Raw genomic sequence first — 13,438 nt, 5'->3', positions numbered from 1 at the left:
AAATATTTCGTTTCGATTTTGTAAGCGTTACGAAATGAATTGCAAATAGCAGTATTGGGAGTCCAATTTAGGAAAAGGGTCTTATCAGCTCTGTACTGTTTCCATTGGTAGAATCCGCCCGCACAGCTTTTCTTTTTCCGATTTCGGCTAGAAGCCAATCTATCCGTTAGTTGTTATGACTTATGCCTTCTTCTACAAAACTTGAATCCCAACCCATGTCTCGCGTCTGGAATCTGGCTTGGCCAATGATACTGAGTAATATTTCAGTGCCCTTACTCGGGATAGTAGATACCGCAATTCTTGGTCACCTCCCATCTGCAGAGTACCTATCCGGTGTAGCTATCGGGGCTAGCGTAATGTCGATGCTTTTATGGGCATTTGGGTTTCTGCGCATGGGTACTACCGGACTGGTGGCTCGGAGTACGGATCTTGGGATTCAATGGTTAGTACGTGCACTAGTATTAGCCATGGGGTTGGGAATCACTCTGTTTATTGTTGCCTCTCCTTTAATCTACTATATCGTTGAGTGGATGAATGCCAGTCAGGAAGCACAACCCCACGCACTGGCCTACCTACAAATACGTCTGTTATCTGCCCCCCTGGCTCTGGCAAACTTTGCCATTCTGGGTTTTTTTATTGGTAGACAAGATAGCCGTGCGCCTCTATATATACTTTTCGCTGCCAATCTACTGAACATAGCCCTCGATTTCCTATTTATTCTTGGCCTGGGCCTAGGGGCAAAAGGTGCAGCAGCGGCAACGGTACTCGCTGATATTTTTGCATTTCTACTGGGTCTATATCTTCTTACCAGGGTTCATGTTGATATCTGGGCCTATATACGCAAAGAAATTGGGCAGAAGAAACTTCTCCCCTGGATCGATTCATCCCCATGGATTAATCTTTTAAAGATAAATACAGACTTATTTATAAGAACCTGTTTGCTCTTGCTAACACTCACTTTTTTTACTGCACAAGGGGCAGCCCAAGGTGATAATGTACTTGCTGCAAATGCTATTCTTATACAGTTATTAATGATGACTTCCTATGCCCTGGATGGTTTTGCTCATGCTACCGAGGCCTTGGTTGGGGAATCCATGGCAAAGAGATCAACGGCTCTATTCAGAAATACCGTTCGCAGTGCAGGTTTGTGGGCCCTGGGAAGCGCTGTCCTGATTACGCTGGTACTAGTTTCAGGGAAACCCTTGATTCTATCCTTATTTACAGATATCAAACCAGTAATCCACCAAGCGGAACAGGTATATTGGTGGCTCTGTGCACTACCTTTATTAGCGGTTTGGAGCTATCAGCTCGATGGTGTTTTTATCGGTGCTGGGAAAAGTCGCGATATGCGTAATACTATGTTTATAGCCTCAGTACTGGTTTTCTTTCCCGCCTGGTGGTTTACAAGGGATTGGGGGAATACAGGCATATGGTTCAGCTTGTTTTTGTGGATCGGAGCACGATCTTTAGGACTCATAGTATATTTTCAATACTACACTGTAACCAATTCCTGGATACGTAAATTACAGTAAAACTGTGGCAGGATATTTAGAGTAATTTTTTAATGTATAAATAACAGAATATGACAAATTTTGCGATTGAGAAATTAACTATTTCAGCCAGGATTACTCACTATCAAAATAGTAAATCTCTTATGATACTACAAACACATTTAAAGCTATAATCTCAGGTTGGTAAATAATGAGCGGGCAAAGCAACAAATAATAAAACCCGCTCATATTTTTAATAGCTTGAAGACTGTACCTGTTTTTGCACTAGAATTTGCTTAAAATTTCCATAAAACGCTCCCTCTCCCTGTATAACAGCGCCATATAGGTCTTCAACCTTCTGCTTTAATTCTTGGCTATAAAAATATAGGCTGCCGTTTCGGACACTATAGGACTTTGGATTCTCAGCCATGGTTTTGTAAAAAAGGGATACTCTTTCCAGATAGGTATCTGCCTGCTTTTTGGAAAAATTACCTTGTTGGTAATTATCTAAAACCTGCGAACTGATTTTTTGAAGAGTTAATTCGCGCTCTTTATCTGAAAAACGAAAGGCTTTTAATTGCGTATTGATATCTCGCTTTAGGTCTTTCATATAGCGAGCTGCAGCTTCTGCTGATTCATATAGTGCGTGAATAGTCTTTTCCCGCTTCCGCAGAGCACCGCGATCTTTCAAGGTATATATATTGGAGATTTCCTTTTCGGAGAAATCGCCCAGGGGGCGAAAAATAGTGACATGTTGCAAATTACTATTCCTTGTGAGCTTGTCACAAATCTTTATTGCATGTCTCCACTTTTCAAAAGACTCCCCTTTAAGGATTTGATCGGGTAGGGCTTTTACCGCAGCTCCCAGTCTATTTTCCTCTTCAATGTAATAATCTGGATGGGTCTTCCAGTCATTAGCTTGTAAACGAAATAACGTAAGTATCCCCTGATTCACACAGCTCGTTAGTAAATAGGCAACTTGCTCTCTCTGCCGTTCTGTGTTTTTTCGATGGCGATCAAGGCCATAGAGACCTATGATCGCAACCGCAATAAAAACCACCAGTATAAAAAATATTTTTTTCACTTTTTACGGCTACTTGTGGGTTGGATAAGTTTCACCGGTTTCTCGTGAATATCTTTCTCTGTATCTTGGGTAACACGAGTAGACAGTTCTGTTGGCGCTGACTGCAATCGAATTTCATCCTTAAACCCACAGGCAACACATTCCCTATAATTTTTTCCATCCTTGTGATAGTTAATAATTTTATCCATTTCGCTACAGCGGGGGCACACAGCCCCTGCAATAAAGCGTTTTTTAACGATCTTACCAGACTCAGCCGAATCTTCTTTCTTCATCATGACTACTACTCAATATTTCATGACTGACTTATCCGTTACACAGGACTGATATTCAGCTCTTGCTGCTCGATACCAGAGTGACGCAATAGGGCATCAATTTGCGGCTCTCGTCCACGGAATTGAACAAACAGCTCCAACGCATCACGGCTACCACCCTGTTCCAAAATACTGTGCAGAAATTTATTTCCCGTCTCTCTATTAAAGATACCATCTTCCTCAAATAGAGAAAAAGCATCTGCCGAAAGCACTTCTGCCCATTTATAGCTGTAATATCCTGCGGCATAACCACCAGCAAAAATATGGCTAAAAGCATTTTGGAAGCGGTTTTCTGCGGCGATAGGCACAACAGCAACCTCTGCTCGTACCTGATCCAGTAAAACCTGAACTTTATCGGCGGTCAATGCCTCTTCGCTGGCATGGAGGCGAAAATCAAAAAGTGCAAACTCCAACTGGCGTACTGTAAACATGGCAGACTGGAAATTTTTCGCTGCCAGCATTTTATTCAGTAAAGCTTCGGGAAGGGCCTCTCCAGTTTCGAAATGTGCAGAAATTATGGAAATAGCCTGGGGTTGCCAACACCAATTTTCCAGAAATTGGCTGGGCATTTCCACCGCATCCCAAGCGACACCATTAATACCAGAAACTGCTGCCACATCAATCTGTGTCAGCATATGGTGGAGGCCATGGCCGAATTCATGGAATAAAGTGGTTACTTCCGTGTGGGTTAAAAGTGAGGGGATATCACCTGCAGCCGGACTGAAATTACACACCAGATAAGCTATAGGCAACTGGAGTCCGTTGAGTGTGTGGCGACGACTACTTACTGTATCCATCCAGGCCCCGCCACGCTTTTTCTCACGTGCGAACGCATCCAAATAGAAACCAGCTATCTTTTCGCCATCTCTCAGCAGCCAAAAGAACTGCACGTCGGCATGCCAAGTAGCAACGCTGGTATCTTCTTCAACTGTGATTCCGAATAGTTTGTCCACCACAGTAAAGAGGCCCTCAACGACTTTGGCGTAAGGGAAATAAGGCCTCAATTCCTCTTGGCTGATGGCGTATCGCTTCTGTTTGAGCTTTTCTGCGGCCCAGGCCACATCCCATGGTTGCAACTCTTCAATACTGAGTTGGTCTGCAGCAAACGCTTTCAGCTCAGCCATTTCTCGTTGGGCAGCTGGCCTGGCTCGTTCAGCCAGATCCTGTAGAAATTCCAAAACCCGCTCTGTATTTGGAGCCATTTTGCTGGCCAATGACAGCTCCGCATAGCTGTTCATTCCCAGTAAACTGGCCTGTTCAGCGCGCAATGCGAGAATTGCCTCCATCACTTCGGAGTTATCGTATTCACCTGCCTGGGGACCAACTTCGGATGCTCGACTAACAAAAGCCAAATGGACATCCCGACGCAGAGATCTATTTTCAGCGTGGGTCATAACAGCGAGAAAGCTGGGCCCCTCTAAGGTAATCAGCCACCCATCGAGGCCTTTTGCCTCAGCTGCATTCCGTGCAGCGGCGAGAGCAGTTTGAGGAAGCCCCTGAAGCTGAGCTTCATCATTCGTATGCCAGGTCCAGGCATTAGTTGCATCGAGGACATTGTTGGCAAATTGGCTGGATAACTCCGCCAAACGCTGACTGTTAGCGGCAAACTTTTCACGGGCCTCTCCTTCAAGGCCTACACCACCAAGTTCAAAGTCTCTGACTCCCAGCTCCAAAGACTTCTTGCGTGCCTGTGGCCAGTTTGCAAATTCGGGCGACTGCATTAATTGGAGGTACAGGTCGTAAAGTTCGCGATTTTGCCCCTGCTTTGTCCAGTAAGCCGTCACTTTGGCTAAAGCGGCCTCATAGGGCGCCCGCCAGGGGCCACTTAGAACGCTATTCAGGTGACTGACTGGGGAGAAGGCTCGATTTAGCTGGTCTTCCGCCTGCTCCAGAGGCACCAGTGTATTATCCCAGCTGGGGGTCTCCAATCCCTGTTGAAGGGTTTGCTCACACGTTTTAATCAGTTCGGCGATGGCGGGTTCCACCTGCTCGGGCTCGAGATTATCAAAAGGCGGCAGCAGCGGGATATTCAACAGTGGATTGGACATATAAGACTCTGTGCTCGAATTAGGATAAAGCTATGATAGAGGATTCATTGTACAGGAGCTTATTTATGTCCCCACTGCGCAGCCACGATGATTCCCAAGGCGAGAAGTTTCCAGAGCTTGGCGACAGCGTATATATCGATCCGCAATCCGCAGTCATTGGTGACGTTACCCTCGGGGATGATTGCTCCGTATGGCCCATGGCCGTTGTGCGCGGTGATATGCATAAGATCCGCATCGGCGCGCGAACCAGTGTACAGGATGGGGCTGTTCTCCATATCACCCATGCGGGACCATTCAACACCGACGGTTGGCCGCTGACTATTGGCGAAGATGTCACTATCGGTCATAAAGCCTGCCTGCACGGTTGTACCATCGGCAACCGGATCTTAATTGGTATCGGATCTATTGTTCTCGACGGAGCCATTATTGAGGACGATGTCGTACTGGCAGCCGGGGCACTGGTTCCGCCCGGTAAAACCCTGGAGAGTGGTTATCTCTATGTAGGCGCCCCCTGCAAAAAGGCGCGCCCCCTGTCTGACAAAGAAAAGGCTTTCTTTAAGTATTCCGCTGAAAACTACGTGAAACTGAAAGATCAGTATCTCCTTAAACAGCAACCATAGTGACAGCCGGCTCCCCGCTATGCTTAACCTGAATATGGACCAGCTGCATATTTTTGTGCGCTCCTGTGAAGTCGGATCTTTTTCGGCGGTTGCTCGCGAAGTGGGCCGGGCTCAGTCTTCTGTAAGCAGCTTGATTCAAAATCTTGAACTCGACCTGGGGCTGACTCTCTTTAACCGCGAAGGGAAATATCCCCAACCCACTGACGCCGCTTTGGCATTACTGCCATTAGCACGTCAATCGTTGGGGCAGTTGCAGCGCTTCCAACAGGCGGCAAATTCCTTCCAGCGGGGAGAAGAGCCCCAGCTCAATATATTATTTGAAGAGCTGGTAATGCCGGATCGACTCAACGATATGCTGGTAACTTTCAGCGAGCGCTTCCCGCATACTGAGCTTCAGCTCGGCAGTGTTACTGGGAAGGAAGCGGTCCAGCAGGTGGCACATGGTGAAGCCGATTTTGCCTTTGTCACCTCCAGGGATTCCTATCCCAGCTCGCTGGATACCAGTAACCTGGGACAACAGCGGGTACTTAGCCTGGCCTGCCCGGAACATCCCCTTGCCCAGAAAAAACAATCCTCATTGAATGAAGCGGCCCAGCACCGACAGATCACCACAGCACCAGAATCCCAAAGGTACCGTTGGCAGCTCTCTGCACAGACTTGGCGAAGTGATTCTCTGCTACAGGCCCTGGATCTGGCATGTAAGGGGGTTGGGTGGGTCAATGCGCCCTACGAACTGGCCCGCCCCTTTTTAAAAAGCGGCAGGTTGGTTGAGCTCAACTTAACCGGTTCTCTCAATACCTGGAGCCTCGGTGTGGATCTGCTCTGGTCCAAGCAGACGCCACAAGGCTTAGCTGCGCAATGGTTTGCCCGAGAGGCCCGGCGACTCTACGGTAACTTTTACAGTCCACCTATCGAAATATCCGATAGAAACTAATTTTTACCTATCAGGCTTTTACATAAGACTTGGCGTTGTAGGCCGATGGTCTGTGACTCAATCCGACTTGATTAGGAGCCAAACTATGTCCAAACAGCAATATCTCCAGGAAATGGAGGCCTTCTCCCAAAAATACCGCTATGACATGGACTACTTGCGCGAGTTTCTTCAGGGCTCTCCTGAAGGCTTTGAAAAATTTAGAAATTTTCAGCCCCTATCCATGCACAGGGAGTTTTTACCTATTGATGTTTTTTGGGTGAGTAAGATAGCGGCAATGCAAGTAGCTGATTGCGGCATGTGCCTGCAACTGAATGTGCGTATGGCCTTAGAGGCTGGTGTTGAACCCCACTTGGTGAAAGCTTGTATCCAAGGCGGCAGCGGCCTGCCTGAGAACTTGCAGGACATTTTTGATTTTGCAACAGCCGTGGCCAGCTACAAAACGATCGATCCTGTTCTCAATGAACGGATAGGTGCACAACTGGATAACCGACAGAGAATCGAGCTGGGGGTCAGCGTCGCTACCGCGTCAGTCTTCCCCACAATCAAGCGGGCTATGGGGTATACCCAAAGCTGCAGCCTGGTTGAGATCGAATTTAAACAGTGATGTGGTAGGCCTTGGCAACCAAGGCCTCCTCACTATTTACCCTGTAGCCGCAGCAGTGCCGATGCACCTATGCCGCCAATGGCACAAGCCAAAACGATAACCAGGGGCGTCATTTGTCCCAGTACCAGAGCACCGTAGTCATAACCTCTCTGCGGCAGAAGATACAACAGCATCAACCCTGCCGGCACCAGGGATAAGAGGAAGCCCCGTATTAACCAGGCGTTGCGCAAAGGCAACAAAAACAGCAACCCGAAAACTCCACCCCAAACTACGCGCTGGTACAGGTAGGCATTGCTCAGGGATGGCGCCAAATCTACCCCTAGAAACTGGGTGAAACCATACCGCCCCATCGCCCATAGCCCCACGGCATAGCAAAGCCCACCGAAACACCCCACAGCAAAACAAATCGACAGGTTTCGCACAATATCACGCACAACGCTTTCTCTCTTTTAATTATCGGTTGTCTGGTTGAGGTCCCGGCGCAGCTTAGCCATGACTGGCGCTGTTTCTGGACGAATATTCCGCCACAGCAAAAATGATTCAGCGGCCTGCTCTACCAACATGCCTAGACCGTCAGCAGTCTCTGCCCCCTGCCCACGGGCCCATTGTGTAAAAGGCGTTGGCTTAGCTCCATACATCATGTCGTATGCTTTGCCATGACTCGCAACGCAACCTTCAGGCAATGGAGGTAGCACACCGCCTAGGCTTGCAGAACTCGCATTGATAATCAGGTCGTAGCAGCCTCTCAACTCCTCCAGGCCGCCACCACTTAATTCTCCCAACTGAGAAAATTCTGCCGCAAGCTGTACCGCTTTTTCTGCGGTGCGGTTGGCAATATGTAAATGTGCTGGTTTTTCCGCAAGGATTGGCAGCAATGCTCCCCGGGCGGCTCCGCCAGCTCCCAGCAAGAGAACTTTCCGATCCTTGATTTTCCAGCCCAAGTTGGTGCAAATATCAAATACTAGGCCGGCCCCGTCGGTGTTATCGCCGAGAATCTTTCCACCTTCAGTCAGTGCCAAAGTATTCACCGCTCCCACAGACGCAGCCCGCTCGGTCAGGTTATCCGCCATCTCAAATGCTTGCAGCTTGAAGGGCACCGTCACATTAAGGCCACAACCACCCCCAGCAAAAAAAGTTCGCGCGTAATTAACAAAGCCATCCAGGGGGGCAAGCAGTTTACTGTAATCAATATCCTCGCCTGTTTGCGTGACAAAGGCTCGGTGTATCTCCGGTGAGAGGGAGTGCTCTATAGGGTTACCCACCACCGCATAGCGGTCACTCATGATTCCGCCCTTTTGCGCTCTCTCGCTGCCTCACGAATCTTGGCACTTTCATCGACAATTATTAAACCGTCAATTTTGAGGCCGTCGGCAGCTTCGGTGACTAAATAGCGGGTTTGTGAGCTGTACAGCTCTACTGCCTTTTCTTCCCCCTGCGGGTGTAACAAGGTCCAGCGCAAGCTCGCAAGGGTGCTGTAATTATTCAGCTCTATCACCTCGGTAACAGTGCCGAGAATCTGACAGACACCAAGGCGTCGATAAGCATTGAGGAGCTTAACCACCTGCTGGATAAACTCATCCCGTTCTACGGTGAGCTTTACGCCATCTTCCCGGTAGTAGTGCAGTGGGAAACGATAAAAGTCAGCAATCTGCTCAACATCTCCCGTTTCAAAATGCCGCCTGTAATCGAGAAACAGGGAGTTGATTCCTTCCAATCGCGATGGGTGCACAACAAACCTCCATTGTGACAAATTGCTTGGCTATACCCAGTCTCTGTGTGGCAGAAAATCAGTGTATAGCTTCTCTTCCGCAGACCCCGGCTCTGGTTGCCAGTCATACTTCCAGCTCACCAGTGACGGCAAGGACATCAGAATGGATTCTGTACGCCCACCACTTTGCAATCCGAACAGAGTGCCACGATCAAAGACCAGGTTGAATTCCACATAGCGCCCACGGCGGTAGAGTTGGAATTCACGCTCGCGCTCACCGTAAGCAGTCTCTTTGCGCTTCTGCACAATGGGTAGATAAGCCTCCAAGTAACTATCGCCAACAGCGCGCATAAGCGCAAAAGCGTTGTCGTAGCCACCTTCGTTAAAATCATCGAAAAAGAGCCCGCCGACTCCCCGAGCTTCATCTCGGTGCTTCAGGTAGAAATATTTGTCACACCACTGCTTAAAGCGAGGGTATACCTCGCTGCCAAAAGGCTCACAGGCCTGCTTGGCCGTTTGGTGCCAATGTACGACATCCTCGTGATAGCCGTAATACGGGGTCAAATCATAGCCACCACCAAACCACCAGATGGGCTCAGCTCCTGGCTTTTTCGCCACAAATAGACGCACGTTTGCATGGCTAGTGGGTACGTAAGGGTTGCGCGGGTGAATGACCAGGGAGACGCCCATTGCTTCAAAAGAACAACCGGCCAGTTCGGGGCGATTAGCCGTGGCCGAAGGCGGGAGTCCATCCCCATAAACATGGGAAAAGTTCACTCCGCCTTTTTCGATCAGATTCCCCTCTTCCAGCACTCGAGTTCGACCACCGCCACCACCGGGCCTGTCCCAGTTGTCCTCACGAAATGACTGACCGTCTTCTTCGCTCAGGGCATTGCAAATACGGTCTTGTAGGCCGAGTAGATAGGCCTTTACTTCCTTGGTATCGATATCACTCATAGGCGAAAACTACGTCTCTGTTTGAGGTTAGGCACCCGCCCTCAGCACACGGCCGCTTTGCAGATCGCGAATTTCACTGGGGGCGCTGCGGCCGCCGGTCGAGCCGCCGCCGACAAAGTCGAGGTCGCGGCCGAAATAGCGTAGTACCTGGTACTTATTACGGGCGGGCTGAGACCCGGCCGGGTTTGCTGAAGTGGATACGATAGCACCGCCAAAGGCGCGTGTTAACGCAGCAGTAAACGGGTGATCGGTGCAGCGCAGGGCCACAGATTTATGTACTCCACAGACCCAAGCAGGAATTAAGCCCCGATGGGGTACGAGCCATGTCACCGGTCCCGGCCAGCTGCAATCCAGCTGTTCCTCTTGCTGATCACTGAGGTTTCTAAGGAGCGGATCAAAATGTCTTCTGTCACCGGAGACCAGGATCAAACCCTTCTCAAGTGGGCGATGCTTGAGTTGTAGCAAACGCCTGACAGCCAACAGGTTATTGGGGTCGCAAGCCAAGCCCCATACAGATTCAGTGGGATGGGCAATAACACCACCCGCTGCCAGGGCGCGGGCAGCCTGTTTTACGGAAAGCGGTGAGTACTTCATTTTAACGCTAGTCTTACTTCCCTTTATGCAGTTGCAAATCTTGTTGATAGGGAATGTCGAATGTCTCCAGAACAACTTCCACTACAGGCAGATGGGAGTCCGAATCCATTGAAGTCGCAACACAAGGCTCACTCAATTCAACTCTCTTTACTATCGAAGCGGAAGGACGCTGGCAATCTAGCTGATTGCATTGATTGACACAAGATATTGCTTTATGGCCTAGCCCAGTTGCTCAAAAAACATCCATCCGCTTTTTTCCAAGCTTAAGTACTTCATGGTTCTCGCTGGCATATTGGCGCCTAACCTTCAATTCAGCCACCACCAGCTTCCCAGCACTATCAGTCGCCGACGCTCCCGAAATCTAGTCCTCTCCAGCTCGGGGATACCTAACGATTTTAGCTTCCTCCTATACTGGTCTTGATCTCGACTATTCTCAGATAGCGCCAAAGCCTTCTTAAAACTACGCTGATAACCCTTGGCTCCGGACTTTAGACGCGCCATTCCCAGTAGAAAATGAAAACGATGGTCTTCCTTCTTTATCGAAATTGCATCTTCAGCCTTATTGGCCGCCAATTCATACAACTCATCTTCGTAAGCTGTAAGCGCTTGACCGTACCAATAGTAGGGGTCCTCCTGCCTATAATCATGTAGTTTTGCTGACAGAACATTTGCCATTTGAAGGTCACCCTGAGCTCGGAGAACTTTCTCCAGATTGCTCAACGAAACCAAGTTTGCTCCATCAAGCTTCAACGCTATAGCGTAAGAACTAATTGCTTGTTTGACCAAACCCGCTGAACGATATATAGCCCCCAAATTATTCCAAAGATCTGCTTCCTCTGGCGCCAGTAACATTGACTTTCGAATATAAAGAAAGGCGTTTTTAAAATCTCGATCCGCAAGAAACTCCATAGCCAGGTTACTATAGAATTTTGCAAAAGCTGCCTTATCTTCCAGCTCTTTTTGATTATATTCTGGATTGTAATCCGTAAAGTTAAAATCCAATATGCGTTGTCTACTACCAGTATCAGCTACAACATTAATGTGCTGGTAAACAAAGGTCTGTTGGCTCTCCAAATATCTCACTTCTGGAACAAAAACCTCATTGAATTTAGCATCCACCCCAAGTTCACGAATCATTGCAACTAAAAAGGCACTAAAAGCCATGCAATTTCCTCTCTGCTGATCAAAAACTTGTGCAGCATTGAGCGTGGCATCTGCATCGTAGAGAATTGAAAAATATTGGCTCTGCAATTTATTTATCAGAGCATCCAACCTATCACTTTTTTTTCTGGTACTTATCGATTTTAAAAACAACCTCATATCATTATTCAATGCCAGGATATCAATATCAGGCAAATCAGAGTTAGTTATAGGGGAACTCCAAAAATATATACCACTAAGCAACTGTTCATCTGAAAATTCTTGAGAAATAGATATATCTGTTTTTTTTATTTGTGTAGAGCAGCCTCCCAAAACTAGAAAAATAAGGGATAAAGCTACTTTGATCTTTTTCATAAGCATGCCTTTAATACAGTATTAAATACCAATCCAGCAGGATATATTTTTAACACAAAAGGCAAGCAAATGAATTACGTATCAAAACACCAGATTCAGTTGCTGACCATCGCTAACTTGACGCCCGCGGCATAGTCCGGATGCACCTTGGAAAAGTGTGCCAATTGTCGCTGAATTATTTCATCCGGTACACCCGCCATCGCTTCTGCAATATTGTTATATAAGCGCTGTTTTTGTTCATCGTCGAACAAATCAAAGAGCGCTCGAACCTGACTGTAATCGTCATTACCTTTGCGGTGGTCATATCTATCTGCCGCACCGGATATTGGTAATGGGGGTTCTTTCGCTTTTGGGTCCTCCTCTGGCCCAGAAAAACTATTCGGCTCATAAAAGGCATCCGGATTGCCACTGCGGATACCCGTACTATTCATTTCACCATCCCGATAATAATTATGGACAGGACAACGCGGTGCATTCACTGGAAGACTCTCATAGTGAGTTCCCAAGCGGTGACGATGTGCATCGGCATAAGAGAATATACGCGCCTGCAGCATCTTATCCGGCGAGAAACTGATACCCGGTACGATATTGGATGGAGAGAAAGCTGCCTGCTCGATTTCTGCAAAATAGTCTTGCGGGTTGCGATTCAACTCCATGGTTCCCACCTCGATAGGTGGGTAATCACCGTGGGGCCAAACCTTGGTGAGGTCAAAGGGGTTGTAGCTTGTTTTGCCAAGGTCTGCCTCGGGCATGACCTGAATTTGGAATGTCCACTTCGGACATTCCCCATTTTCTATCGCACTGTACATCGCCTCCTGGTAACTCTCCCTCGAGCGTCCAATCACTGCTCCCGCCTCCTTATTGGTGAAGTACCTATGTCCCTGCTGAGTCTTAAAATGAAATTTGACCCAGAAGCGTTCTCCACTGTGATTCCACAGGGAGAAGGTATGGGAGCCATAACCGTTCATATGCAATGGAGATATGGGCAAACCACGATCGGAGAATAGTATGGTCACCTGGTGAAGGCTTTCAGGGCTCAACGACCAGAAATCCCACATGGCCGTGGGGGAGCGCAAGTGAGTGCGTGGATGCCGTTTTTGTGTGTGAATAAAGTCCGGAAATTTGTAGGGGTCTCGTACAAAAAAGACCGGCGTATTGTTGCCGACCAAATCCCAATTGCCCTCCTCCGTATAAAACTTCAGTGCAAAACCACGAACATCCCGTTCCGCATCAGCTGCACCCAATTCACCGGCCACGGTTGAAAAACGGGCCAACAGTGGGGTCTCTGCCCCCGGCTGTAAAACCCGGGCACAGGTGTGGTTAGAAATATCAGCGGTTACCCTCAAAACCCCATAGGCGCCCCAACCTTTGGCATGTACCGCCCGCTCGGGTATACGCTCACGATTTTGATGGGCCAGTTTTTCGATAAGCTGATAATCTTGAATCAATAGCGGGCCATCTGGCCCCGCTGTAAGGCTGTTTTGATTATCGGGAACCGGAGCGCCGGCATCAGTGGTGAGTTTGGGTTTATCCGCCATAATTAGACTCCACTTTTGGAATCCACTGAGTATTA

General features: G+C 48.3%; 14 protein-coding genes. 4 read left to right on the top strand and 10 right to left on the bottom strand.

The features are described 5' to 3' along the window. Positions 1-245: 245 nt before the first annotated feature. The gene (locus ACG1BZ_RS00210; protein WP_413663909.1) at positions 246-1,532 is read left to right on the top strand and encodes an MATE family efflux transporter; all 1,287 of its coding nucleotides are present in this window, start codon (positions 246-248) and stop codon (positions 1,530-1,532) included. Positions 1,533-1,743: 211 nt separating this feature from the next. Here the strand turns inward: ACG1BZ_RS00210 and ACG1BZ_RS00205 are convergent, their stop codons facing one another. Genes ACG1BZ_RS00205 through ACG1BZ_RS00195 form a run of 3 tightly spaced genes read right to left on the bottom strand, consistent with a single transcriptional unit; the run spans position 1,744 to position 4,933 of the window. Beyond that, entirely contained in the window at positions 1,744-2,574 is an 831-nt protein-coding gene (locus tag ACG1BZ_RS00205) for a hypothetical protein (RefSeq protein WP_413663908.1), read from the bottom strand. Then, positions 2,571-2,849 carry a YheV family putative zinc ribbon protein gene (locus ACG1BZ_RS00200; RefSeq protein WP_413663907.1) on the bottom strand — a complete coding sequence of 93 codons (279 nt, stop codon included), beginning with the start codon at positions 2,847-2,849 and terminating at the stop codon, positions 2,571-2,573. Before ACG1BZ_RS00200 ends, ACG1BZ_RS00205 begins: the two co-directional genes overlap by 4 nt. 35 nt (positions 2,850-2,884) lie before the next feature. Beyond that, positions 2,885-4,933, bottom strand: coding sequence for a M3 family metallopeptidase (locus ACG1BZ_RS00195; protein ID WP_413663906.1), 2,049 nt, complete (start codon positions 4,931-4,933; stop codon positions 2,885-2,887). 65 nt (positions 4,934-4,998) lie between these two features. On the opposite strand from ACG1BZ_RS00195, the gene ACG1BZ_RS00190 reads away from it, so the two are divergent. The 3 genes from ACG1BZ_RS00190 (at position 4,999) to ACG1BZ_RS00180 (ending at position 7,091) form a co-directional block, all read left to right on the top strand. Continuing rightward, positions 4,999-5,553: a gamma carbonic anhydrase family protein gene (locus ACG1BZ_RS00190; protein ID WP_413663905.1), complete on the top strand. Its 555-nt coding sequence runs from the start codon at positions 4,999-5,001 to the stop codon at positions 5,551-5,553. Positions 5,554-5,572: 19 nt separating this feature from the next. Further along, positions 5,573-6,487, top strand: a complete 915-nt coding sequence (locus ACG1BZ_RS00185; protein WP_413663904.1) for a LysR family transcriptional regulator — start codon at positions 5,573-5,575, stop codon at positions 6,485-6,487. 85 nt (positions 6,488-6,572) lie between these two features. Beyond that, positions 6,573-7,091, top strand: coding sequence for a hypothetical protein (locus tag ACG1BZ_RS00180; RefSeq protein ID WP_413663903.1), 519 nt, complete (start codon positions 6,573-6,575; stop codon positions 7,089-7,091). 32 nt (positions 7,092-7,123) lie between these two features. On the opposite strand, the gene ACG1BZ_RS00175 is transcribed toward ACG1BZ_RS00180, so the two are convergent. The 7 genes from ACG1BZ_RS00175 to ACG1BZ_RS00145 all read right to left on the bottom strand — a co-directional run bounded on the left by ACG1BZ_RS00175 (position 7,124) and on the right by ACG1BZ_RS00145 (position 13,403). Beyond that, positions 7,124-7,525, bottom strand: coding sequence for a hypothetical protein (locus ACG1BZ_RS00175; RefSeq protein ID WP_282930533.1), 402 nt, complete (start codon positions 7,523-7,525; stop codon positions 7,124-7,126). 15 nt (positions 7,526-7,540) lie between these two features. Then, a complete protein-coding gene (gene aroE, locus ACG1BZ_RS00170; RefSeq protein ID WP_413663902.1) occupies positions 7,541-8,374 on the bottom strand; it encodes a shikimate dehydrogenase in 834 nt (277 codons plus the stop codon). Beyond that, positions 8,371-8,820, bottom strand: a complete 450-nt coding sequence (locus tag ACG1BZ_RS00165; RefSeq protein ID WP_413663901.1) for a hypothetical protein — start codon at positions 8,818-8,820, stop codon at positions 8,371-8,373. Before ACG1BZ_RS00165 ends, aroE begins: the two co-directional genes overlap by 4 nt. Positions 8,821-8,850: 30 nt before the next feature. After that, the gene (gene hemF, locus ACG1BZ_RS00160) at positions 8,851-9,756 is read right to left on the bottom strand and encodes an oxygen-dependent coproporphyrinogen oxidase (protein WP_413663900.1); all 906 of its coding nucleotides are present in this window, start codon (positions 9,754-9,756) and stop codon (positions 8,851-8,853) included. 27 nt (positions 9,757-9,783) lie between these two features. Further along, positions 9,784-10,350, bottom strand: coding sequence for an L-threonylcarbamoyladenylate synthase (locus tag ACG1BZ_RS00155; protein ID WP_413663899.1), 567 nt, complete (start codon positions 10,348-10,350; stop codon positions 9,784-9,786). 306 nt (positions 10,351-10,656) lie between these two features. Next, entirely contained in the window at positions 10,657-11,865 is a 1,209-nt protein-coding gene (locus tag ACG1BZ_RS00150; protein ID WP_413663898.1) for a transglutaminase domain-containing protein, read from the bottom strand. A gap of 95 nt (positions 11,866-11,960) precedes the next feature. After that, on the bottom strand, positions 11,961-13,403 hold the full coding sequence (locus ACG1BZ_RS00145) for a catalase (RefSeq protein ID WP_413663897.1): 1,443 nt from the start codon (positions 13,401-13,403) through the stop codon (positions 11,961-11,963). Between the last annotated feature and the right edge of the window lie 35 nt (positions 13,404-13,438).

Source organism: Microbulbifer sp. CNSA002 (assembly GCF_047324085.1).
GTDB lineage: Bacteria > Pseudomonadota > Gammaproteobacteria > Pseudomonadales > Cellvibrionaceae > Microbulbifer.
This window is presented reverse-complemented; position numbering and strand designations above follow the sequence as displayed.

Excerpts from the sequence above, each read along its gene's own strand:
- ACG1BZ_RS00210 (WP_413663909.1), top strand. The coding sequence starts at position 246 with ATGATACTGAGTAATATTTCAGTGCCCTTACTCGGGATAGTAGATACC.
- ACG1BZ_RS00185 (WP_413663904.1), top strand. The coding sequence starts at position 5,573 with ATGCTTAACCTGAATATGGACCAGCTGCATATTTTTGTGCGCTCCTGT.
- ACG1BZ_RS00200 (WP_413663907.1), bottom strand. The coding sequence starts at position 2,849 with ATGATGAAGAAAGAAGATTCGGCTGAGTCTGGTAAGATCGTTAAAAAA.
- hemF (WP_413663900.1), bottom strand. The coding sequence starts at position 9,756 with ATGAGTGATATCGATACCAAGGAAGTAAAGGCCTATCTACTCGGCCTA.
- aroE (WP_413663902.1), bottom strand. The coding sequence starts at position 8,374 with ATGAGTGACCGCTATGCGGTGGTGGGTAACCCTATAGAGCACTCCCTC.
- ACG1BZ_RS00190 (WP_413663905.1), top strand. The coding sequence starts at position 4,999 with ATGTCCCCACTGCGCAGCCACGATGATTCCCAAGGCGAGAAGTTTCCA.
- ACG1BZ_RS00145 (WP_413663897.1), bottom strand. The coding sequence starts at position 13,403 with ATGGCGGATAAACCCAAACTCACCACTGATGCCGGCGCTCCGGTTCCC.
- ACG1BZ_RS00180 (WP_413663903.1), top strand. The coding sequence starts at position 6,573 with ATGTCCAAACAGCAATATCTCCAGGAAATGGAGGCCTTCTCCCAAAAA.
- ACG1BZ_RS00155 (WP_413663899.1), bottom strand. The coding sequence starts at position 10,350 with ATGAAGTACTCACCGCTTTCCGTAAAACAGGCTGCCCGCGCCCTGGCA.
- ACG1BZ_RS00195 (WP_413663906.1), bottom strand. The coding sequence starts at position 4,933 with ATGTCCAATCCACTGTTGAATATCCCGCTGCTGCCGCCTTTTGATAAT.
- ACG1BZ_RS00150 (WP_413663898.1), bottom strand. The coding sequence starts at position 11,865 with ATGAAAAAGATCAAAGTAGCTTTATCCCTTATTTTTCTAGTTTTGGGA.